At 51.9% G+C, this 22,380-nt stretch carries 22 protein-coding genes and 1 tRNA gene; 11 read left to right on the top strand and 12 right to left on the bottom strand.

What is annotated here, in order from left to right:
- The first annotated feature begins 26 nt into the window (after window positions 1–26).
- Both groL and OGX89_RS23665 read left to right on the top strand, forming a co-directional pair.
- Window positions 27–1,670 carry a chaperonin GroEL gene (gene groL, locus OGX89_RS23670; RefSeq protein WP_003830576.1) on the top strand — a complete coding sequence of 548 codons (1,644 nt, stop codon included), beginning with the start codon at window positions 27–29 and terminating at the stop codon, window positions 1,668–1,670.
- Window positions 1,671–1,922: 252 nt separating this feature from the next.
- The gene (locus OGX89_RS23665; protein ID WP_003025468.1) at window positions 1,923–2,276 is read left to right on the top strand and encodes a DUF4156 domain-containing protein; all 354 of its coding nucleotides are present in this window, start codon (window positions 1,923–1,925) and stop codon (window positions 2,274–2,276) included.
- Between the two features lie 178 nt (window positions 2,277–2,454).
- Here the strand turns inward: OGX89_RS23665 and yjeJ are convergent, their stop codons facing one another.
- Window positions 2,455–3,318 (bottom strand): YjeJ family protein, encoded by an 864-nt coding sequence (gene yjeJ / locus OGX89_RS23660; protein WP_126957050.1) that lies wholly within the window; start codon window positions 3,316–3,318, stop codon window positions 2,455–2,457.
- 183 nt (window positions 3,319–3,501) lie between these two features.
- Entirely contained in the window at window positions 3,502–4,530 is a 1,029-nt protein-coding gene (epmB, locus tag OGX89_RS23655; RefSeq protein WP_063941665.1) for an EF-P beta-lysylation protein EpmB, read from the bottom strand.
- Window positions 4,531–4,571: 41 nt separating this feature from the next.
- Here epmB and efp point away from each other — a divergent pair, with 41 nt between their 5' ends.
- The 3 genes from efp to ecnB all read left to right on the top strand — a co-directional run bounded on the left by efp (window position 4,572) and on the right by ecnB (window position 5,584).
- Complete coding sequence (efp, locus tag OGX89_RS23650) at window positions 4,572–5,138, top strand: elongation factor P (RefSeq protein WP_003025478.1); 567 nt, start codon at window positions 4,572–4,574, stop codon at window positions 5,136–5,138.
- A gap of 57 nt (window positions 5,139–5,195) precedes the next feature.
- A complete protein-coding gene (ecnA, locus tag OGX89_RS23645; RefSeq protein WP_003830568.1) occupies window positions 5,196–5,330 on the top strand; it encodes a lipoprotein antitoxin entericidin A in 135 nt (44 codons plus the stop codon).
- Window positions 5,331–5,437: 107 nt separating this feature from the next.
- Window positions 5,438–5,584, top strand: a complete 147-nt coding sequence (gene ecnB, locus OGX89_RS23640) for a lipoprotein toxin entericidin B (RefSeq protein WP_003025482.1) — start codon at window positions 5,438–5,440, stop codon at window positions 5,582–5,584.
- Between the two features lie 30 nt (window positions 5,585–5,614).
- Here ecnB and OGX89_RS23635 read toward each other — a convergent pair whose 3' ends face one another.
- Entirely contained in the window at window positions 5,615–6,214 is a 600-nt protein-coding gene (locus tag OGX89_RS23635) for a LuxR C-terminal-related transcriptional regulator (protein WP_003830562.1), read from the bottom strand.
- A gap of 256 nt (window positions 6,215–6,470) precedes the next feature.
- Here OGX89_RS23635 and sugE point away from each other — a divergent pair, with 256 nt between their 5' ends.
- A complete protein-coding gene (sugE, locus tag OGX89_RS23630) occupies window positions 6,471–6,788 on the top strand; it encodes a quaternary ammonium compound efflux SMR transporter SugE (RefSeq protein ID WP_000118520.1) in 318 nt (105 codons plus the stop codon).
- Here sugE and OGX89_RS23625 read toward each other — a convergent pair.
- Both OGX89_RS23625 and OGX89_RS23620 read right to left on the bottom strand, forming a co-directional pair.
- Entirely contained in the window at window positions 6,785–7,318 is a 534-nt protein-coding gene (locus OGX89_RS23625) for a lipocalin family protein (RefSeq protein WP_001221666.1), read from the bottom strand. The genes sugE and OGX89_RS23625 overlap by 4 nt on opposite strands.
- A gap of 93 nt (window positions 7,319–7,411) precedes the next feature.
- Window positions 7,412–8,557 (bottom strand): class C beta-lactamase CMY-35, encoded by a 1,146-nt coding sequence (locus OGX89_RS23620; RefSeq protein ID WP_063859837.1) that lies wholly within the window; start codon window positions 8,555–8,557, stop codon window positions 7,412–7,414.
- A gap of 131 nt (window positions 8,558–8,688) precedes the next feature.
- On the opposite strand from OGX89_RS23620, the gene ampR reads away from it, so the two are divergent.
- On the top strand, window positions 8,689–9,564 hold the full coding sequence (ampR, locus tag OGX89_RS23615) for a LysR family transcriptional regulator AmpR (protein WP_003830523.1): 876 nt from the start codon (window positions 8,689–8,691) through the stop codon (window positions 9,562–9,564).
- A gap of 41 nt (window positions 9,565–9,605) precedes the next feature.
- Here ampR and frdD read toward each other — a convergent pair whose 3' ends face one another.
- The 4 genes from frdD to frdA are packed head-to-tail and all read right to left on the bottom strand — an operon-like array spanning window position 9,606 to window position 12,896.
- Window positions 9,606–9,962 (bottom strand): fumarate reductase subunit FrdD, encoded by a 357-nt coding sequence (gene frdD, locus OGX89_RS23610; RefSeq protein ID WP_003025535.1) that lies wholly within the window; start codon window positions 9,960–9,962, stop codon window positions 9,606–9,608.
- A 10-nt stretch (window positions 9,963–9,972) separates the two neighbouring features.
- On the bottom strand, window positions 9,973–10,368 hold the full coding sequence (gene frdC, locus OGX89_RS23605) for a fumarate reductase subunit FrdC (protein WP_003025537.1): 396 nt from the start codon (window positions 10,366–10,368) through the stop codon (window positions 9,973–9,975).
- Between the two features lie 10 nt (window positions 10,369–10,378).
- Window positions 10,379–11,113, bottom strand: coding sequence for a fumarate reductase iron-sulfur protein (gene frdB, locus OGX89_RS23600; protein WP_003025540.1), 735 nt, complete (start codon window positions 11,111–11,113; stop codon window positions 10,379–10,381).
- The gene (gene frdA / locus OGX89_RS23595; protein ID WP_126957052.1) at window positions 11,106–12,896 is read right to left on the bottom strand and encodes a fumarate reductase (quinol) flavoprotein subunit; all 1,791 of its coding nucleotides are present in this window, start codon (window positions 12,894–12,896) and stop codon (window positions 11,106–11,108) included. Before frdA ends, frdB begins: the two co-directional genes overlap by 8 nt.
- A gap of 323 nt (window positions 12,897–13,219) precedes the next feature.
- Between frdA and epmA the strand changes: the two genes are divergently transcribed.
- Together epmA and yjeM are read left to right on the top strand one after the other, a co-directional pair.
- Complete coding sequence (epmA, locus tag OGX89_RS23590; RefSeq protein ID WP_079939036.1) at window positions 13,220–14,197, top strand: elongation factor P--(R)-beta-lysine ligase; 978 nt, start codon at window positions 13,220–13,222, stop codon at window positions 14,195–14,197.
- A 214-nt stretch (window positions 14,198–14,411) separates the two neighbouring features.
- Window positions 14,412–15,914: a glutamate/gamma-aminobutyrate family transporter YjeM gene (yjeM, locus tag OGX89_RS23585; protein ID WP_003830515.1), complete on the top strand. Its 1,503-nt coding sequence runs from the start codon at window positions 14,412–14,414 to the stop codon at window positions 15,912–15,914.
- A gap of 94 nt (window positions 15,915–16,008) precedes the next feature.
- Here yjeM and mscM read toward each other — a convergent pair whose 3' ends face one another.
- The 3 genes from mscM to rsgA all read right to left on the bottom strand — a co-directional run bounded on the left by mscM (window position 16,009) and on the right by rsgA (window position 21,454).
- On the bottom strand, window positions 16,009–19,323 hold the full coding sequence (gene mscM, locus OGX89_RS23580) for a miniconductance mechanosensitive channel MscM (RefSeq protein ID WP_003830513.1): 3,315 nt from the start codon (window positions 19,321–19,323) through the stop codon (window positions 16,009–16,011).
- Between the two features lie 17 nt (window positions 19,324–19,340).
- A complete protein-coding gene (asd, locus tag OGX89_RS23575) occupies window positions 19,341–20,309 on the bottom strand; it encodes an archaetidylserine decarboxylase (protein WP_003830511.1) in 969 nt (322 codons plus the stop codon).
- A gap of 92 nt (window positions 20,310–20,401) precedes the next feature.
- Window positions 20,402–21,454, bottom strand: a complete 1,053-nt coding sequence (rsgA, locus tag OGX89_RS23570; protein ID WP_170974257.1) for a small ribosomal subunit biogenesis GTPase RsgA — start codon at window positions 21,452–21,454, stop codon at window positions 20,402–20,404.
- Window positions 21,455–21,559: 105 nt separating this feature from the next.
- On the opposite strand from rsgA, the gene orn reads away from it, so the two are divergent.
- Window positions 21,560–22,105, top strand: coding sequence for an oligoribonuclease (gene orn, locus OGX89_RS23565; RefSeq protein ID WP_020996267.1), 546 nt, complete (start codon window positions 21,560–21,562; stop codon window positions 22,103–22,105).
- Window positions 22,106–22,301: 196 nt separating this feature from the next.
- Window positions 22,302–22,377 (top strand) — tRNA-Gly (locus tag OGX89_RS23560).
- Window positions 22,378–22,380: the final 3 nt, after the last annotated feature.

The following is a 22,380-nucleotide window of genomic DNA, read 5'->3' as shown; positions in this document are numbered from 1 at the left end:
ACATACGAATTTAAGGGAAAGAGAAAATGGCAGCTAAAGACGTAAAATTCGGTAACGACGCTCGTGTGAAAATGCTGCGCGGCGTAAACGTACTGGCAGATGCAGTGAAAGTTACCCTCGGTCCAAAAGGCCGTAACGTAGTTCTGGATAAATCTTTCGGTGCACCGACCATCACTAAAGATGGTGTTTCCGTAGCACGTGAAATCGAACTGGAAGACAAGTTCGAAAACATGGGTGCGCAGATGGTGAAAGAAGTTGCCTCTAAAGCGAACGACGCTGCAGGTGACGGTACCACCACCGCAACCGTACTGGCTCAGTCCATCATCACTGAAGGTCTGAAAGCCGTTGCTGCGGGCATGAACCCGATGGATCTGAAACGTGGTATCGACAAAGCTGTCGCTGCTGCAGTTGAAGAACTGAAAGCACTGTCCGTACCGTGCTCCGACTCTAAAGCTATTGCTCAGGTTGGTACCATCTCCGCTAACTCCGACGAAACCGTAGGTAAACTGATCGCTGAAGCGATGGACAAAGTCGGTAAAGAAGGCGTGATCACCGTTGAAGACGGTACTGGTCTGCAGGACGAACTGGACGTGGTTGAAGGTATGCAGTTCGACCGTGGCTACCTGTCTCCTTACTTCATCAACAAGCCGGAAACTGGCGCAGTAGAGCTGGAAAGCCCGTTCATCCTGCTGGCTGACAAGAAAATCTCCAACATCCGCGAAATGCTGCCGGTTCTGGAAGCTGTAGCGAAAGCAGGCAAACCGCTGCTGATCATCGCTGAAGATGTTGAAGGCGAAGCGCTGGCAACTCTGGTTGTTAACACCATGCGCGGTATCGTGAAAGTCGCTGCGGTTAAAGCACCTGGCTTCGGCGATCGTCGTAAAGCAATGCTGCAGGATATCGCTACCCTGACCGGTGGTACCGTTATCTCTGAAGAGATCGGTATGGAGCTGGAAAAAGCAACTCTGGAAGATCTGGGTCAGGCGAAACGCGTTGTTATCAACAAAGATACCACCACCATCATTGATGGCGTGGGCGACGAAGCTGCAATCCAGGGTCGCGTGACTCAGATTCGTCAGCAGATCGAAGAAGCAACTTCCGACTATGACCGTGAAAAACTGCAGGAGCGCGTAGCGAAACTGGCAGGCGGCGTTGCGGTTATCAAAGTTGGTGCTGCGACTGAAGTTGAAATGAAAGAGAAGAAAGCCCGCGTTGAAGATGCCCTGCACGCTACCCGTGCTGCGGTAGAAGAAGGCGTGGTTGCTGGTGGTGGTGTTGCGCTGATTCGCGTAGCGTCTAAAATTGCCGGCCTGAAAGGTCAGAACGAAGACCAGAATGTAGGTATCAAAGTTGCGCTGCGCGCAATGGAATCCCCACTGCGTCAAATCGTACTGAACTGCGGCGAAGAGCCGTCTGTAGTGGCTAACACCGTGAAAGCTGGTGACGGTAACTACGGTTACAACGCTGCAACTGAAGAATACGGCAACATGATCGACATGGGTATCCTGGATCCAACCAAAGTAACTCGTTCTGCTCTGCAGTACGCGGCTTCTGTTGCGGGTCTGATGATCACCACCGAGTGCATGGTTACCGACCTGCCGAAAGGCGATGCGCCTGACTTAGGTGCTGCCGGTATGGGTGGCATGGGTGGTATGGGCGGCATGATGTAATTGCCCACACCCTGCATCCTTCAGGCCGCAGATGCGTTGGCTGCGTTTGCTAACCCCAGTCACTTACTTGAGTAAGCTCCTGGGGATTAACAAACTGGCCGCCTTCCTGCAACCAGAATGATTTGGGTGCTCATCTCCCAGAATTGAGAAACCCTCGGGCAGAAATGTCCGGGGGTTTTTCTTTTGGTCATCTTTTTAGTATATGATTCAGCTACGGACAAAACGTCCAACTAATTGATTATGGGGAATGACATGCACGTGAAATATTTAGCAGGGATCGTTGGTGCCGCGCTACTGATGGCGGGTTGTAGCTCCAGCAACGAACTGAGTTCTGCCGGGCAAAGCGTACGTTTTGTTGAAGACAAGCCTGGTGCAGAGTGCCAATTGATAGGCACCGCAACCGGTAAGCAAAGCAACTGGCTTTCAGGCCAGCACGGCGAAGAGGGCGGCTCAATGCGTGGCGCAGCAAACGATCTGCGTAACCAGGCTGCGGCAATGGGCGGTAACGTGATTTATGGCGTCAGCAGCCCATCGCAGGGAATGCTGTCCAGCTTTGTTCCTACCGCCAGTGAGATGATTGGTCAGGTTTATAAGTGCCCTAACTGATTACACTTCATCCTTCAAGCTGCCTCTTTGTTGACTGCGCTATGAAACCCCAGTCACATAGTTATCTATGCTCCTGGGGATTTCTTCGCTTGCCGCCGCGATGCAGATTGAATGATTTTGTGTAATAAAGTGGCCTGGACAGGCTCATGCAATCGTAGGCCTGATAAGCGCAGCGCCATCAGGCATTCTGAGTTTTATGCGCAGACTGAACGCGTAAATGATGCAGTGCGCGCAGGCACTGATCCTGATTGAGCTTTTGCGCCTTATCACCCGTCAACGTTCTGACAAACACCTGGCACGGTACACCGGCAAGTTTTTTCAGCCGCGGGCTGAAGTCGAGAAGGCGGCGAGTAATGGCTTCGGCTTCTTTGCTACCGGAAAGGGCGCGAGTTTTCACTACCGAACCACAAAACTGGGCTTTTCCTTTATCATCTTTATAGCGGTAAATAATCGCCAGATAATGATTAAACAGGTTATGTTTCCATTCGGGTTGTGTATAAGAGTCGTATTCCAGATTGTCGTTTTGCTGACAATCAACATCGTACAGCGGCAGGAAATCCAGCAGCGATGTTATTCGTAGCGCGAGTTCTCTCATGCCAGCATTATTTATTGCGTGAATAATTGCATGCGCCAACACCTGAATCTGTAATTCATTAACCAGTAATTCGCATGTTTGTCCGTCATGTAACGTCAGAGAAAATGTTAAATTCTCGCCTTTGTCATCCACTAACATCAGCGAATTTATGCGACGGTTAATATCCGCATTTTTTAGTTCATCTTCCTGAATTGACGGAATATTCTCGTGCATTTTTTTGCTGGCTTTATCGCATGTCTTTTCATATTGCATACGCTCGTCTTTGTTTAGCTGAGAAATGGCGAACAGCCGGCTCTCCAGCGCGATAAGCAGGTCTCTAAGTCCAAGTGGAGAGAGAAAAAAAAGAGATTCTTTGTTTCTTGGTTCTTTTATTTTTAATGCCATGGCAACAAATTCATTCTTTTGGCGAATAATGCCAGTATTAATGCCCTTAATATTTATAGCCATAAAAGGTTCTCCTTAACCATATATTTATTAATATTCTGAATTTGAAACTATTGATAATGTTTACGAATGAATGATTGAACTGCGCTAATTAAAATAGCACAGATTAAAAGCGAGGCTCCACTTGTGGAGATTTAAATAATAATTAATCGTGGTGAGTGTCCGGAATCGGACACTCAGTAATGGCTATTGTTGGCGTAACTGCAGATCCAGCGGTGTTTTACTTGGCTCTCCACCAATTTCACGCGCCAGTTTGGGGACCATATAGCCGGAAACTAGCGTCAGAAGCTCACGCATAATGCGACGCGCTTCATCGTCGCTGACCATAAAGTGTGCGGCACCCTGCACTTTATCCAGCACGTGCAGGTAATAGGGCATCACACTGGCATCAAACAGTGCGTTGCTAAGGTTAGCTAGGGTTTGTGCGTTATCGTTTACGTCACGCAGCAATACGCTTTGGTTGAGTAACGTAACGCCCGCGGCGCGCAGACTGCTCATCGCCTGGCGAAACGTCTCATCAATTTCATTGGCATGGTTAATGTGATTGACCAGCAGAATCTGCAAGGAGGAGTGCGCAAAACGCTCGACCAGTCCTTCTGTAATGCGCGCCGGGATCACTATTGGCAAACGGCTGTGAATACGCAGACGCTTAATGTGCGGGATAGCTTCCAGTTGCGTGAGCAACCAGTCCAGTTCGTGGTCCTTGGCCATTAACGGATCGCCACCAGAGAAGATGATTTCATCCAGCTCAGGGTGCGCGTTAATGTAGTCGAGGGCGACCTGCCAGTTGCGCTTATTGCCTTGGTTTTCGGCGTATGGGAAGTGTCGGCGGAAGCAATAGCGACAATTTACCGCGCAACCGCCTTTAACCAGCAGCAGTGCCCGATTGCGATATTTATGCAGCAGACCGGGAACCACGCTGTGCTGTTCTTCCAGTGGGTCGGTTGAGTAGCCTGGCGCGGCCACAAACTCTTCCTGGGCAGTCAGCACCTGACGTAAAAGCGGATCGTCCGGGTTGCCTTTCTCCATGCGGGCAATAAACGCACGCGGCACGCGCAGGGCGAAAAGCCGTCTCGCGTCGCGTCCGGCCAACAGTTTTTCATCTGCATCTATGTTCAAAAGATGCAGAAGTTCATCGGGATCGGTCACAACATCGGCAAGTTGCGATAACCAATCTTCTCTGGATGGGGTATTTAGGGTTACAATATGCGCCATTTTGTGGCTTAGCTACCAGTTAACAATTTTCAGAGGGCCTTATGGCAACGTACTATAGCAACGATTTTCGTGCTGGTCTTAAAATCATGTTGGACGGCGAACCTTATGCGGTTGAAGCCAGCGAATTCGTTAAACCAGGTAAAGGCCAGGCGTTTGCGCGCGTTAAGCTGCGTCGCCTGCTGACCGGTACTCGCGTAGAGAAAACCTTCAAGTCTACTGACTCCGCTGAAGGCGCAGACGTAGCCGACATGAACCTGACCTTCCTGTATAGCGACGGTGAGTTCTGGCACTTTATGAATAACACCACTTTCGAACAGTTGGCTGCAGACGAGAAAGCGGTAGGCGATAACGCCAAATGGCTGCTGGACCAGGCTGAATGCATCGTGACCCTGTGGAACGGTCAGCCGATCTCCGTAACTCCGCCGAACTTCGTTGAGCTGGAAGTTGTTGAAACCGACCCAGGTCTGAAAGGTGATACCGCTGGTACTGGCGGCAAACCGGCTACCCTGTCTACCGGCGCAGTCGTTAAAGTTCCGCTGTTCGTACAGATCGGCGAAGTGATCAAAGTGGATACCCGCTCCGGCGAATACGTTTCTCGCGTAAAATAAGTCTTCTATTTGATCTTATGGCGCAGGTTGCTGCGCCATACTTTTTCCAGGGCAGGAATGATGAAACGTCTTCTCGGTCTTGTAATGCTACTCCTTTTCACCAGCACCCTCCTGACGGGATGCAATACCGCGCGCGGCTTCGGTGAAGACATCAAACATCTTGGCAATTCAATTTCTCACGCCGCCAGCTAATCCTTTCATATAGTCTTAAAAACGGTTGTTTATCCATCACACTCCCGGATCTTGTCTATTATTAAGTAGCTATACACAAACAATATTGGCTAGAAAAGGAAGACGTTATGGTTAAGAAGACAATTGCTGCGATCTTTTCTGTGTTGGTACTTTCTTCCGTTTTAACCGCGTGTAATACCACACGAGGCGTAGGACAGGATATCTCTGAAGGCGGTAGCGCCATTTCTGGTGCAGCGACAAAAGCTCAGCAATAATGAAGAACGGTACGACGTCGTGTCGTACCGTTAATCACCCTTCCCTGGGAGTGAAAGGAAAGGCGAGAAGCGGTTCCCCAGGTGCAGTTTCATACGGATATTCCGCTTATAGGTGTAGACCGTTTTGCCATGAATGCTGAGCGCGGCGGCAATGGCATTGTTACTCACACCATCCATCCACATTGATAATACTTTCTCCTCCTGCGGCGTAAGCAAAGGCGTGGCATTTTTGGCTATTTCTAATGCGGGGCGAACCTGAAGCGCTTCCTGAATTGTGTGGGAGAGTGTGTTCAGCGTGGTGTGCTTGGTCAAGACCGAATGGGCTACGGATTGAGAGGGCACGATGGGGGCATGCTGTCTGTCTGCTGATTGCAGTAAAATTAGTGGGATGACGCCACAACTCATAAAAAAAGGTTTAATTGGCGGACTGGAGTGCGTCTCGCTAATAAAACTGTATAAATCCGCGATCACCAGATGCGGTTTCCATTGCAAAATATGCTCTTTTGCTAACAGGAGATTATTGATTCCTGATACCAGAAATGAGGAGCTGAACCTGCCAGAATGATTAAGCAAGGCCTCTATCCCTGTGCGGGTAAAGTGGCACCGGTCAATCACTAAAATTTTAAGCATAAACGTTTCGCATTCAGAAGAGGGGCAATCGACTTTCTGGTTTCAGAAAGCCCTTCATCATAGAGAACTCCGATGAGTGCCAAATGCGGGAACTACGCCGCTAATTATGCTTAATTCTTGCTTTTAGCAGGCAGTGATTAAAAAGGTTGAAATTCATTTTCTTCCGGGCAAAAATGCCATTTCACACATCAGCTTTGCAGGACGACCTGCAAACGCTTCTTTCACCGGGGACGGCCCCATTGTTCTGGAGCCTGATATGTCCTGGATCGTTTTATTAATTGCAGGTTTGCTCGAAGTCGTCTGGGCGATTGGCCTGAAATACACCCACGGTTTTACGCGTCTTACGCCAAGCATTATCACTATTGCGGCGATGATCGTCAGTATCGCCATGCTCTCCTGGGCAATGCGCACGTTGCCTGTAGGAACCGCTTATGCGGTCTGGACCGGTATTGGCGCTGTTGGGGCGGCCATTACAGGAATTTTGCTGCTGGGTGAGTCTGCCAGCCCGGCACGTTTGCTGAGCCTTGGGCTGATCGTTGCTGGCATTATTGGTCTGAAGCTGAGCACTCACTAAGCGCCGGGCTGTTTCACCCAAATCAGTTTATTCACCTCAAACCCTTCCCGGGTCGCGATGGCTAACATTTGCTGTTTCATTTCATCTGAAATAGTAGGGGTCCGTGAAAGGATCCACAGGTAGTCGCGATCCGGACCACAAACCAGCGCGTGACGATATTCCCGGTCGAGTGCAATTACGTTATACCCGCCATAGAAGGGGCCGAAAAAAGAAACCTTAAGCGCGGCTCTGCTTGGGTCGCCGGTGAAATAGGCTTTCCCTTCCGTTTTCTGCCACATCTCCCTGTCAGGGTTATAGCCCTTATTAATAACGTTGATGCCGCCGTCGTCGCGCAAGCTGTACGTTGCGGTCACTTTATCCAACCCGCGCTCGAAACGATGGTCGAAGCGCGCAATTTCATACCAGGTTCCCAGATAGCGTTTGGCATCAAAGTTATTTACCACGGTAACGCCTTTCGGCGGTGTCGGGGAGCTGCACGCGACAACCAGGAATGCAGCCGTAACTGCAGCAACGACGGGCAAAATGCGCATGGGATTTTCCTTGCTGTATTTTTGTTAAGTGTAGATGACAACAGGAAAAAAAGAGAAAGAAAGGAGGCCCAATATCCTGGGCCTCATCGTCAGTTATTGCAGCTTTTCAAGAATGCGCCAGGCCGCCTCGACACGGACAGGGTTAGGATAGCTTTTGTTTGCCAGCATCACGATGCCAAGGTTTTTTTCTGGAACGAAGGCTACGTAGCTGCCAAATCCTCCAGTGGATCCCGTTTTATGCACCCATGAGGCTTTCACTGCGGGGGCAGGCGGGTTTACCTCAACGGCGGGAAGCGCTGCCAATGCCACTTTGCTGTCGCTACCGTTGATGATTGAATCAGCTTTCAGCGGCCAGTTCAGCATCTCCCAGCCTAATCCCTGGTACATATCGCCAATACGCCAGTAGCGAGACTGCGCAAGCGCAATGCCCTGCTGGAGCGTTTTCTCCTGAACGCGGCTGGCGTCCATGTTGACCTGAACCCAGCGGGCCATATCAATAACACTGGATTTCACGCCATAGGCTTCGGCGTCAAGTTGTCCCGGAGAAACGTGTACAGCCTTCCCTTCGCGATAGCCCCAGGCATAATCTTTTTGTTCGTTCTGCGGAACTGTAATCCATGTATGCGCCAGTTTTAATGGTTGCAGGACGCGTCTGGTCATTGCCTCTTCGTAACTCATTCCTGAGGGTTTCACCGCCAGCGCGCCAAACAGACCAATGCTGGAGTTAGCGTAAAGTCGCTTAGCGCCCGGAGTCCATTGCGGCTGCCAGTTTTGATAAAAATGCAGTAATGCGGCTTTATCCCTAACGTCATCGGGGATCTGCAGCGGTAGGCCGCCTGCCGTATAGGTGGCTAAGTGCAGCAGGCGGATACCCTGCCACTGTTTGCCTGTCAGTTCTGGCCAGTATTTCGTGACCGGATCGCTGAGCTTAATTTCGCCGCGGGCGATAGCATCGCCGCCCAACACGCCGTTAAACGTCTTACTAACCGATCCTAGCTCAAACAGCGTTTGCTGCGTGACTGGGTGGTTATTGGCGATATCGGCTTTACCCCAGGTGAAATAATAGGGTTTTCCCTGGTAGATAACGGCAACGGCCATACCCGGAATAGCCTGCTCCTGCATCAACGGGGTGATGGTGCGATTAACGATATCGGCAATCTGTTGTTCTGTTTTTGCGGCAGCAAATGTGGAGAAAGAGGCTGTCAGCAGCAGAGCGCAGCATAACGATTTTTTCATCATGAAATCAGTTCCGTAATTAAAAGCAAAAAGGTGTCCGGGCCCGTCAGACGCAATCAGTGTGTTTGATTTGCACCGTGTTGACAAACGGTTAAATTTAGCAGCAGATATAAGTTTTTCTAACAGGCCGGATGATGACGCGTAGCTATATCCCTCTTAACTCGCTGCGGGCTTTTGAAGCCGCCGCCAGACATCTCAGTTTTACCCGCGCCGCGATTGAGCTCAACGTGACGCATTCTGCCATCAGTCAGCATGTAAAAGCGCTGGAGCAGCAGCTAAATTGTCAGCTTTTTGTGCGCGGTTCTCGTGGATTAATGTTGACGACTGAAGGGGAAAGTCTGTTACCTGTACTTAATGACTCTTTCGATCGTATGGCGGGGATGCTGGATCGTTTTGCTACCAAACACACCCAGGAAAAACTTAAAATTGGCGTGGTGGGGACCTTTGCGGTTGGGTGTCTGTTTCCTCTACTGGGCGATTTTAAGCGCAGTTACCCGCATGTTGATTTGCATATTTCTACCCATAATAACCGCGTGGATCCCGCTGCCGAAGGGCTGGATTATACCATTCGCTACGGAGGGGGAGCTTGGCACGATACCGACGCGCAATATTTATGTAGCGCGCTGATGTCTCCACTGTGTTCGCCAACATTGGCTTCGCAGATTCAAACGCCTGCGGACATCCTGAAATTTCCGTTATTACGATCGTATCGGCGGGATGAATGGACGCTTTGGATGCAGGCCGCCGGAGAGGCGCCTCCGTCACCGACGCACAACGTGGTGGTGTTTGATTCGTCCGTCACCATGCTGGAAGCCGCGCAGGCGGGGATCGGTGTGGCAATTGCGCCAGTCAGAATGTTCACGCATTTACTCAGTAGGGAACGAATCGTTCAACCGTTTTTAACGCAGATTGATTTGGGAAGTTACTGGATAACGCGTTTGCAATCGCGTCCGGAGACACCCGCGATGCGTGAATTTTCCCGTTGGTTGACAGGAGTACTGCACAAATAAAAAGGCCCGCCAATGGCGGGCCTGATTATTAACGCATGTACTTAGATGGTCAGAATACCAATAGCCGTTACAACGGTCAGGATTGCTGCCAGTCCGTAGAATACCCATTTGCCAGCAGGCACGTGGATTTTCAGGTCATGCATCGCGTGGTGCATACGGTGTAAACCACACCACAGCGGCAGAACGATCATCAGGAACAGAAACGCACGTCCGATGAAGCTCTGAGCGAATGCCAGTACGCGTTCATAGCTGAAAGCATCAGGAACAAAGCCCAGCGGCAGCATAATGCCTACCAGCAGGATCATTACCGGCGCAATGATTGCGCTCCACATACCGCCTGCACCAAACAGGCCCCAGAATACGGGTTCGTCAGAGCGTTTTGGATTTGGATTAATCATTCCGGACTCCTTACCAGAACAGGGCAACAAACAGTATGACTACTGTCGCAACCACAGTAACTGCCCAGAGACCTTTGATGATCGGCTCTGGCCCCATTTTTTCGTCTTTTACGATGATGTTGGCAGCTTTTGGCGCCAGCTCAAACCAGGTTTTGGTATGCAGCAGCGCTGCTGCCAGGGCGATAATGTTAAGGATTACCACCACCGGGTTTTGCAAAAAGGCGACAAAGCCCATCCAGGACTCTGCACCATGCTTGAGTGCAAACAGGCCGATAATCAGTTCAATGCTGAACCAGACTGCCGGAACCGCCGTACCTTCACGCAGCATGTAAAAACGATAAAATGGCAGCTTTTTCCACCAGGTGGACGTCATTGGCCGCACATAGGCTTTACGTTTAGTCGTCATCGTGCACTCCTTAGCGTGGTTTCAGGGTAGCGATAAGAAAGTCTTTTGAACTTTCAACTTTACCCTGCTGAATGGCCGCAGCCGGATCGACGTGTTTCGGGCAGACTTCGGAGCAGTAGCCCACGAAAGTACAGGTCCAGACGCCGTTCGGGCTGTTCAACTGAGCCATACGCTCCTTCTTACCGTGGTCGCGGCTATCTTCGTTGTAACGATGCGCCAGCGTAATCGCAGCCGGTCCAATGAACTCAGGGTTCAGGCCGAACTGCGGACACGCTGCATAGCACAGACCACAGTTGATGCAACCGGAGAACTGATGATACTTCGCCATCTGCGCCGGAGTCTGGGTGTTTGGACCCTGATCCGGTGTACGCGGGTTACCGATAATGTACGGTTTGATCGCTTCCAGGCTTTCGATAAAGTGCGTCATGTCGACGACCAGATCGCGCTCAATCGGGAAGTTGCCCAGCGCTTCAACCTTCATGCCGTTGGTGTAATCACGCAGGAAGGTTTTGCACGCCAGTTTCGGTACATTGTTGACCATCATGCCGCAGGAGCCGCAGATCGCCATACGGCAGGACCAACGGTAGCTCAGGTCCGGTGCCAGGTTATCCTTGATGTAGCCCAGCGCATCCAGCAGTGACGTGGTTTCATCATAAGGAACTTCGTAGAAAGCACTGTGCGGCGCGGTATCGGTTTCCGGGTTATAGCGCACCACCTCAACTTTCAGGTTTTTCATCTCAGCCATTCGCCTTCTCCTTCTTATCGGCTGCTTCCGCTTCGCCACCGTAAACACGTTTAGCCGGTGGCAGAGTGGTGATTTTCACGTCGCTGTATTCCAGGCGAGTCGTGCCGTCAGCATCGCGGAAGGCGAGGGTGTGTTTGAGGAAGTTCACATCGTCACGCTCGGTGCAGCCTTCATCCAGACGCTGATGCGCGCCGCGGGATTCTTTACGCGCCAGAGCAGAGTGCGCCATACATTCAGCAACGTTCAGACCGTGACCCAGTTCGATGGTATACAGCAGGTCGGTGTTGAAGACGCTGGAGGTATCAGTGATACGTACGCGCTTGAAGCGTTCCTGCAGTTCCGCCAGCTTATCAACGGTTTTCTGCATGAGTTCCGGCGTACGGTAGATACCGCAACCTTCTTCCATGGACAGGCCCATTTCGTCACGGATCTTAGACCAGTTTTCGTTACCTTCCTGGTTAACCAGATCTTTCAGACGTTTTTCAACGCCAGCAACCTGTGCATCAAGAGCGGCACTGTTTGCAGCGCCAGCCGTTGCAGCGCGTTCTGCAGCCTGCTCACCGGCCATACGACCGAAGACCACCAGTTCAGCCAGGGAGTTAGAGCCCAGACGGTTAGCGCCATGCAGACCAACAGAGGAACATTCGCCGACAGCGAACAGACCTTTAATGCGGGTTTCACAGTGCTGATCGGTTTCGATACCGCCCATGGTGTAGTGCGCGGTCGGACGTACCGGGATCGGCTCTTTAACCGGATCGACACCCACGTAAGCTTTCGCCAGTTCGCAGATGAACGGTAAACGTTCGAGCAGTTTTTTCTCGCCGAGGTGACGCAGGTCGAGGTGAACCACATCGCCACGCGGAGTGGGAATGGTGTTGCCTTTGCGCCATTCGTGCCAGAAAGCCTGAGAAACTTTGTCGCGCGGACCGAGTTCCATGTATTTGTTTTTTGGCTCGCCCAGCGGGGTTTCCGGACCCATGCCGTAGTCTTGCAGATAACGGTAGCCGTTTTTGTTAACCAGAATACCGCCTTCACCACGGCAGCCTTCAGTCATCAGGATACCGGAGCCTGGCAGACCTGTTGGGTGATACTGAACGAATTCCATATCACGCAGCGGAACGCCGTGGCTCAGCGCCATGCCCATACCGTCGCCGGTTACGATGCCGCCGTTGGTGTTGTAACGGTAAACACGACCTGCGCCGCCCGTTGCCATCACGACAGCGTTAGCACGGATTTGCACCAGCGTGCCTTCCATCATGTTCATGGCAACCAGACCACGAGCATGGCCATCGTCAACCAGGATATCCAGAACGAAGTGTTCGTCAAAGCGCTGAATCTGCGGGAACTGCAAAGATGTTTGGAACAGCGTATGCAGCATGTGGAAGCCGGTCTTATCCGCGGCAAACCAGGTACGCTCGATTTTCATGCCGCCGAAGCGACGTACGTTGACGCTACCGTCTTCACGACGGCTCCATGGGCAGCCCCATTGTTCCAGTTGCGTCATTTCAGTTGGGCAGTGGTGGACAAAGTAATCCACGACATCCTGCTCACACAGCCAGTCTCCGCCTGCTACCGTATCGTGAAAATGGTAGTCAAAGCTGTCATGATCCTGCGCGACAGCAGCAGAGCCGCCTTCGGCAGCAACGGTATGGCTGCGCATTGGGTACACTTTTGAGATCAGTGCGATTTTAGCGTTGGGATTTGCTTGTGCGGCAGCAATTGCAGCACGTAATCCCGCGCCACCGGCGCCTATAATGGCAAGATCGGCTTGAAAGGTTTGCACGACATTCCTCCAGATTGTTGTTATTTCATCCCTGCCTGAATCAGATGCTTCATCGGCTTCAAACAGGTTATGAACGCGTTTCCACTGCTCCTTTATAGGTACAATAGTATAGTCTTAGGGATGTGCGGGAAATTTGACGTGTTCGATTTTTTTAGCGTATCAGAGGGGGGAATTATCATTGAATTTGATTAATTTAATTACTAAACCACCCTGTGTCGCTTTTTTTATCCAATTGCCAGTGCTGATTACTGGTGCGCGAAATTTGTCTCGTTAGCGCGATACGAGTAGACTTCGTGCCCTTGTCTTAAATCGGAGAAACAACCATGAGCGAAACGGCAACCTGGCAGCCGAGCGCGTCCATCCCCAATCTGTTGAAACGTGCAGCAATTATAGCGGAGATTCGCCGCTTTTTTGCCGATCGTGGCGTGCTTGAGGTTGAGACCCCTTGTATGAGTCAGGCAACGGTGACGGACATCCATCTGTTCCCGTTCGAAACGCGTTTCGTCGGCCCTGGGCACTCCCAGGGAATGAATCTCTATTTAATGACCAGCCCTGAATACCATATGAAGCGCCTGCTGGTGGCAGGGTGCGGCCCGGTGTATCAATTATGCCGCAGCTTCCGTAATGAAGAGATGGGGCGTCATCACAACCCTGAATTCACCATGCTTGAGTGGTATCGTCCGCATTACGATATGTATCGCCTGATGAATGAAGTGGATGATTTGCTCCAGCAGGTGTTGGACTGTTCGCCTGCGGAAAGCCTTTCTTACCAGCAGGCCTTTCAGCGCCATCTGGAGATTGACCCGCTGTCTGCGGATAAAACCCAACTGCGGGAAGCGGCGGCGAAATTGGATCTCAGCAATATCGCTGATACCGAAGAAGACCGGGATACCTTACTGCAACTGCTGTTTACGATGGGCGTTGAACCGCATATTGGTAAAGACAAACCGACGTTTGTGTATCATTTCCCGGCCAGCCAGGCATCACTGGCGCAAATCAGTACCGAAGATCACCGCGTGGCTGAACGTTTCGAGGTTTATTACAAAGGTATTGAGCTGGCGAATGGTTTCCATGAATTGACCGACGCGCGCGAACAGCAGCAGCGATTTGAACAGGATAACCGCAAACGCGCCGCACGTGGCCTGCCGCAGCAACCTATCGATACCAACCTGCTGGAAGCGCTGAAAGTGGGCATGCCGGATTGCTCAGGCGTGGCGTTGGGTGTTGACCGTCTGGTGATGCTGGCGCTGGGCGCAGAGAGCCTGGCCGAGGTAATCGCATTTACCGTCGATCGCGCATAATTTACTCTTCTGCAATACAAAGTGGCGGCTTAATCGCCACTTTGTAGCATATTTTTTCATTTCCCCTCTAATAGCCACAATTTACACCTGGATATTTGATATCGTTTAGGTATCAATTCTGTGTTGATTTTTTTATCGCTGAACTCTGCAAAGAGAGCAGTGCCAATCGGTGAGCGGCGTTTGTTAAACGCTTGCCAGAGTAAGGGATGGTTTGATGACCCAAACAATAAAAAAGATGAGCCTGATTGGTCTCATCCTCATGATATTTACGTCTGTTTTCGGTTTTGCTAATAGCCCCTCCGCGTTCTATTTAATGGGGTATAGCGCGATTCCGTGGTATATATTTTCTGCATTATTATTCTTTATCCCATTTGCTTTAATGATGGCGGAAATGGGTTCTGCCTATCGGAAAGAAGAGGGGGGAATCTATTCGTGGATGAATAATAGCGTTGGACCGCGTTATGCGTTTATCGGCACGTTTATGTGGTTTTCTTCTTATGTGATATGGATGGTAAGCACCGCGGCGAAAGTCTGGGTACCTTTTTCAACCTTCTTGTTTGGCGCAGACATGACGCAGCACTGGCGTATTGCAGGGCTTGAGCCTACGCAGGTTGTCGGGTTGCTCGCCGTCGGTTGGATGATCCTGGTGACCTGCGTGGCATCCCGGGGTATTAATAAGATTGCGCGTATTACGGCTGTAGGTGGAATTGCCGTAATGTGTCTTAATTTAGTTCTGTTGTTAGTGAGTGTCGCTATTTTGTTATTAACTGGTGGCCACTTTGCACAGGATATTAATTTCATCTCCTCGCCTAATCCCGGATATCAGTCCGGACTGGCAATGTTGTCATTTGTTGTGTTTGCCATTTTTGCTTACGGCGGAATTGAAGCTGTGGGGGGACTGGTTGATAAAACAGAAAAACCAGAAAAGAACTTTGCTAAAGGCATTGTTTTTGCCGCTATTGTCATTTCTGTTGGTTATTCACTGGCCATCTTTTTATGGGGTGTTAGCACCAACTGGCAGCAGGTATTAAGTAATAGCTCAGTTAACCTCGGGAATATTACCTATATCCTGATGAAAAGCCTCGGAATGACGTTGGGTAATGCGCTACATCTTTCCCCTGATGCCGCAATGGTGATGGGCGTATGGTTTGCACGTATTACCGGGCTTTCCATGTTCCTTGCCTACACCGGCGCTTTTTTCACCCTCAGCTACTCACCGCTGAAAGCGATTATTCAGGGCACGCCGAAGGCGTTGTGGCCCGCGCCGATGACCAAACTGAATGCCGTAGGGATGCCGACGACGGCAATGTGGTTACAGTGCCTGCTGGTGTGCCTGTTTATCCTGTTGGTTTCATTTGGTGGCGATACGGCTTCAGCGTTCTATAACAAACTGACGCTGATGGCGAACGTCTCGATGACGCTGCCGTATCTGTTCCTGGCGCTGGCGTTTCCGTTCTTTAAATCCCATCCGGGTCTGGAAAGGCCGTTTGTTGTATTTAAAACCCGAGCGGCGACGTTGCTGGCAACGGGAGTGGTCGTGCTGGTGGTGACGTTTGCCAACGTGTTCACTATCATCCAGCCGGTAATTGAAGCCGGAGACTGGAACAGCGCACTGTGGATGACCGGCGGTCCGATCTTCTTCTCACTGCTGGCGATGGCGATTTATCAGAACTACAGCCGTCGCACGATCAACGAGCCTGAGTGGGCGGTGGAATAAACGACCTGCCTAATCCGGCCTACAAAGTAGCATCTTCGTAGGCCGGATTAGACCCAACGGGTCGCCATCCGGCATTTCTTGCCTGCATTGTGCGTTACAAACTCCCTGCCGGGCGACTACCTCTTCCTGCAGAACTTAATGTTCTCCCTGTTTGCTTACCGCCGAGGCTCTCCAGACGCATCTGGAACGGAGGGAACGGCATATCAATACCGTGCTCGCGGAAGCCTGCCAGAATCAGTTGGTGGATTTCATGGCGCAGCGGCATGCGATGCCCCATCTCTGCGGCATAAATACGCAGTTCGAAGATTTGAATCCCCTGCTGCAGGTCAACCAGAAAGACTTCAGGTGCCGGATTATCGATAACCAGAGAACAGCGCTGCGCGGCAGTCAGCAGGATCTGCGTAACCTCCTCGCTGTTCGCCTCCGACGGTGCCGGGATGGTTAACACCACACGGGTAACGGAATCGGATAACGACCAGTTGATAAACTGTTCGGTGATAAAGGCTTTGTTGGGCACGATGATCTCTTTGCGGTCCCAGTCGCTGATAGTGGTGGCACGGGTATTAATCTTCGTCACGCTACCGGTAAGATCGCGAATCGTCACCGTGTCGCCAATGCGGATTGGTTTTTCAAACAGGATTATCAGGCCGGAAATAAAGTTGGCGAAGATCTCCTGCAAACCAAAGCCCAGACCGACACCGAGAGCCGCCACCAGCCATTGCAGTTTGGACCATTCAATACCGATCATCGAGAAGCCAACCAGACCGCCAATCAGCATCAGCAGATACTTGGTGATGGTGGTGATGGCATAACCGGTACCGGGGGTTAAATCAAGATGTTGCAGTAGTGCCAGCTCCAGCAACGCGGGCAGGTTGCGTACTAACTGGGTGGTGATGATAAACACCAGAATCGCGATAAGCACTGCGCCCAGCGTTATCGGTTCTAAGCTTTCCACGCCCTGAACCGTGGAGGTGACATCCCACAACGAGATGTTTTCCAGGAAGCCGAAAGCGGAATGAATTTCTGACCACAGTACAATGACCGAGAGCAGGGCGATAAGCATCAGGATAGAACGCACCAGGCGCAGCGATTGTGCGCTGATAGCATCCAAATCCACTTCGCTTTCATCAACGTCAATCGCGCCTTCAAGGCTGGTGGAATGCGGTGGTTCTTCTTCGCCTCGCGCGCGCTGCGCCAGCATTTCAGCGCGTCGATGCTTGGCGCGGTCAAACGCCAGGCGGCGGCGCTGAATTAGCATCCAACGGCGGATAACGTGATACACCACCAGTAATAAGAACCAAATCGCTACGGACGTTTCCAGACGCGCCAGCAAGGCTTGTGACGTAGCGAGATAGCCCACCGCTGCGGCGAGAATAGCAATCAGCGGCGCACCCATCAGCAAATTCCACAGCATGCTGTTGACCATGTTATCGCTGTTGCCCTCTTTATCGAGGTACAGCGGTATCCCGGCGCGTTTCAGGCTCAGGGTTACGACAGCCAGCGCACCGCAAATCAGAATAAAGCACAGACGCCCCAGTGAGGCGGAGAATTCCCGGTCATTGAGGTTATCAAACATAATCACCGCCATGATCAACGGGACAATCAGCCCGATGCTCATCAGGTAATAGTGCATGGCTTTCGCGACGCGGTTCCGCGGCCAGCCAAAGTGGGCAATAAACAGACCGTTGGGACGCGCAAAGGTAGCGCAGATCATTACCGCCCACAGCATGGGCACCGTGGCGGTAACGCCATCGCCGATCGCGACAGCCAACGGATAAGGCCAGGCTTCCTGCAATCCGTAACCGAGCGTTGCCCACAGCACTGGCAACGGCGAAGCGACGAGTATTGACCAGAATACCGTGCGTATTGTCAGCCAGAAGTGGTCCTGGGTGACTTTCCCGACCCGCGCGGACGAGCGTTCAAGGAAACGGGTGAAGTGCTTGCGCGAAGAGAGGCTAAAGCCAACCAGCACCAACGCCGCGAACAGCGGTAGCAGCGTTTCTTTGCTGGTCAGCATCATGATGCTGGCCTGGCCCAACTGATTAAACGTATCTAATGAAATCAGACGCCGCAGATCCTGAACGATGTCGACAGGCCAGGAGAGGGAGATAGGGCTAACGTCTGACGTCCAGAACAGGTAGCGGTGCGTCGCTTCGTTGACCTCTTTTAGCGCATCTTCCAGTTGGCTGTTGGAAACTTTGAGCTTGGTCAGCTCAAGGATCAGCGTATCGCCACCCTGTAACAATGAGTTCAGCAGCTCACGCTGGGTCCGTAGCTGGGCGTTGAGGATGCTGCTCTGTTCAGCGGTCAGCGGTTGTCCATCGGCCTGATGAATCTGACGCAGCTGCGGCTGTTTGTTGAGGAGATCCTCATAGCGCATGCGGTGTACGCGAAGCTGCGCCATTTCGGTATCCAACTGCTGAGGTTTAGGCATTTCCGGCAGACGGGATACCTGCGCTCGCAGCGCTTCTCCCAGCATATTTGAAACCCCAAGCCACTGAGACTGCTCTCGCAGCGTATTCAATGCCTGACGCACCTGCAGCGTTTGGCTGGCGGCCTGACGCTGCTGCGAAGCGACCAGGTCCATACGCTGTGCTTGCTGGTTTAAGGCCTGAGACAGCTCGCGGTTCACCTTGAACTGGTCGACAATGCCTTCCGGCAGTCCCGCGCTGTTTTCCGCCAGCAGTTCGGTGCTTTCCAGCGCTCGCTCAGCTTCACGCTGACGTTGACTGTTGAGTTGATTGCGCAAAGCCTGCAGGTAAGTGTCGAGTTGTTGACTCTGTTTTTCCGCCAGTTCGGAGCGCATACGCGCCAGTTCCTGACGGTTATTGGCAGAAAGCTGCGCCAGCTCCAGTTCATCGACCTGGGCTTTAAGTTTGGCGGATTCAGCCTGCATCGCCTGATTCTGTGCGGAATTGCCGTTGGCGGTACCAATGCGTCGCTCAAGCTCATTGAGCTGGCGGCGGGCATCGGTTTGCTGTTGAGGAAGCTGGCTTAACGAGTCGGCGATTTCCCGGGCGCGATCCTGCTCCTGCTGGGCCTGACGACTCTTTTCCAGCAGTTGGCTGCTAACCTGGAGGATCTCCTGGTTTAACGCATCGGTAGTGAGTCCGGTTGGCACATTGCGCGGTTCATCACGCAGGTTGCTAAGCTGCGCGCGTAACGTTGCGGACAGCTTGGGGAAGTTATCAATAACTTGCTGGTATTGCTGGGCGCGCTCGAGAGAGCCTTTACGCTCCTCAAGGGCATTCAGCGCGGACTGGAGCGCCTCAACGGTTTCTGGCTGAGCGGGTTTTGCCGCCTTTGCTTGCTCCAGTTCCTGGGTGAGTTGTTTGGCATCGGGGGCCGTCGCAGCGTATGCCCCCAGGCTGAGGCACCAGGCCATCAGAAATGTGATAATCAGGCGCACAGCAGCGATTCCTATGTTTAACTTTCGTCTTTTTTGTCGTCAACCAGCGGGCTGGCATCGTGTTCTGCTTCGATCTCTTCTTTCGCCAGCGGGGCCGGTTCTGCCTCTGGCGTCACGAAAGTCTCGGTCGAGATGGCCATTGGCTGGCCGATTTTAGTCACGGAAAGATCCTGCAATTGCTCAACCAGGTTAACTTTGCCAGGTGCGAACAGGTTGATGACGGTGGAACCGAGCTTAAAGCGGCCCATTTCCTGACCTTTCAACAGCGCCACCGACCCTTCGCTTTCGCCTTCCGGCCAGGTCCAGCGCTTGATGACGCCTTCTCGTGGTGGGGTAATGGTGCCAGCCCATGTGGTTTCAATGCTGCCGACGATGGTCGCGCCGACCAGAATCTGCACCATCGGGCCAAATTCGGTATCAAACAGACAGATTACACGTTCGTTGCGGGCAAAAAGGTTCGGTACGTTTTGCGCAGTCAGGATGTTTACAGAGAAGAGATCGCCCGGCACGTACATCATTTCACGCAGGATACCGTTACACGGCATGTGTACACGGTGGTAATCGCGTGGAGACAAGTAAGTGGTTACAAACGTACCGTTGCGGAATTTATCCGCCATCTGGTAGTTGCCAGCCAGCAGCGCTTCAAGGGTATAGCTGTGCCCTTTAGCCTGCAGCAGTTTGTCTTCTTCGATGTTACCTAACTGGTTGATCACGCCGTCAGCGGGCATGACCAGTACGTTTGGATCGGTGTTAATCGGGCGAGCATCGTCGCGCAGCGGGCGAACAAAGAAGTCGTTAAAGGTGCGATAGCTGGCGGTGTCCGGCTTTTGCGCCTCTTTCATATCGACCTTGTAATATTTCACGAACAGATCGATAACCAGTTTGGTCAGCCATCCCGCTCGTTTGCTCGCACCCCAACCCGCCAGGCGAGTGAGCCATAGTTTCGGCAGAATGTATTGTAGCGAAAGCTTAAATGAGTTTAACAAGGTAGCCTCCAGGCCATAATTTGTTCCCGATCCGGCATACGGGCCGGATCCTGAAAAAAGGGGGACGATTCTAGCGATGCTTAGCTTAGTTGTCAGTTGTCTGTATCAGAAAAGTTTTTACGCGTTTTTACCTGCGCCATGCTTTCCAGGATGCGGTGATAATTTTCAAACCGGGTTTCGGCTATGGCCCCTTTTTCTACAGCCTCACGGATAGCGCAGCCTGGATCGGTATCATGCTTGCAGTCGCGGTATTTGCAATGGCCCAGATAGTCATGAAATTCGACAAAGCCATGCGTGATTTGTTCCGGCTCCAGATGCCACAGTCCAAACTCACGCACGCCAGGGGAGTCGATAACGTCGCCGCCGTGCGGGAAATGATACAGGCGAGAGGCCGTGGTGGTGTGCTGTCCAAGGCCGGAGTTGTCAGAGACATCATTGGTCAGGATCTCTTCCTGCAGGCCGAGGAGATTATTGAGCAGGCTGGATTTACCTACGCCCGATTGACCGGCAAAAATGCTGATGCGATCGGTTAATGCTTCTTCAAGCGGTTTCAGGCCGTCTTTTGTGCGGCTTGATACCATCAACACCCGATAGCCAATGTTGCGATAGATATCCATCTGTTCGTTAACGAAGGCCATGCCTTCATCATCCAGCAGATCGATCTTATTCAGCACGATAATCGGTTCAACGTGTAGCGTTTCGCAGGCTACCAGATACCGGTCGATAATATTGAGTGACAGCTCGGGTAAGATGGCTGAGACAATAACGATCTGGTCGATGTTGGCGGCAATAGGCTTTACCCCGTCGTAAAAGTCGGGTCGTGTCAGTACCGAGGTACGATCGTGTACCGCTTCAACGATACCTTTGACATTCACGCCTTCAGCTGCCGCTTTACCCGGGCGCCAGACTACGCGATCGCCGGTCACCAGCGAGCGAATTGTACGGCGGATGTTGCAACGGTGAATTTCACCGTCAGCAGACTCTACGTCGGCATGCATGCCAAAACGGCTGATAACGATGCCTTCGGCGGTTTCGCCAAACAGGTTGTCGTCGTAGTCGGGCTTCTCCGTGGACGTTTTAAGACGACGCTGGTGATTGGCGTTCACACGGCGCTGTTGGCCTTTGGAGAGTTTATTCTTACTCAATCGGACTGGCTCCTGGTCGCCCATGATGGGCAAAACATTTATGATACACACAATTTTAGATCAATGTAGTCACACTGAATGTGACGCTGAAGGGTGGAAAATAGCATGAGTGCCAATGAAAACAACCTGATTTGGATCGATCTGGAGATGACAGGTCTGGATCCCGAGCGCGATCGCATTATTGAGATCGCCACGCTGGTGACGGATGCCAACCTGAATATTCTGGCTGAAGGACCGACAATTGCGGTGCACCAGTCCGACGAACAGCTGGCATTAATGGATGACTGGAACGTACGTACGCATACCGGTAGCGGGCTGGTGGAGCGCGTGAAGGCGAGCACCATGGGCGATCGTGAAGCTGAACTGGCCACGCTGGCTTTTTTGAAAGAGTGGGTTCCGGAAGGGAAATCACCTATCTGCGGCAACAGCATCGGGCAGGATCGTCGTTTCCTGTTTAAATACATGCCGGAGCTGGAGGCGTATTTCCATTATCGCTATCTGGACGTCAGCACGCTCAAAGAACTGGCGCGTCGTTGGAAGCCGGAAATCCTTGCGGGCTTCACCAAGCAGGGAACACATCAGGCGATGGACGACATTCGTGAATCTGTTGCAGAGCTTGCTTACTATCGCGAACATTTTATTAATCTTTGATTTTGTTCTCCGGTGGCTTGCGTCACCGGGTTTTTGACGCTAAATTGTTCAGCTTGATTGTAAATTAATCACTTGAACGAATTTTCGAAAAAAACGCTTTCAGGGGGGTTGCAGCTAAACGGATTTCTCGTATAATGCGCCTCCCGTAACGACGCAGAAATGCGAATTACGACAGCAGCAAAAGCAGTACAGATTTGCGGGAATAGCTCAGTTGGTAGAGCACGACCTTGCCAAGGTCGGGGTCGCGAGTTCGAGTCTCGTTTCCCGCTCCAAAA

The organism is Citrobacter sp. Cpo103, from assembly GCF_030332605.1.
Classification (GTDB): domain Bacteria; phylum Pseudomonadota; class Gammaproteobacteria; order Enterobacterales; family Enterobacteriaceae; genus Citrobacter; species Citrobacter portucalensis.
This window is presented reverse-complemented; position numbering and strand designations above follow the sequence as displayed.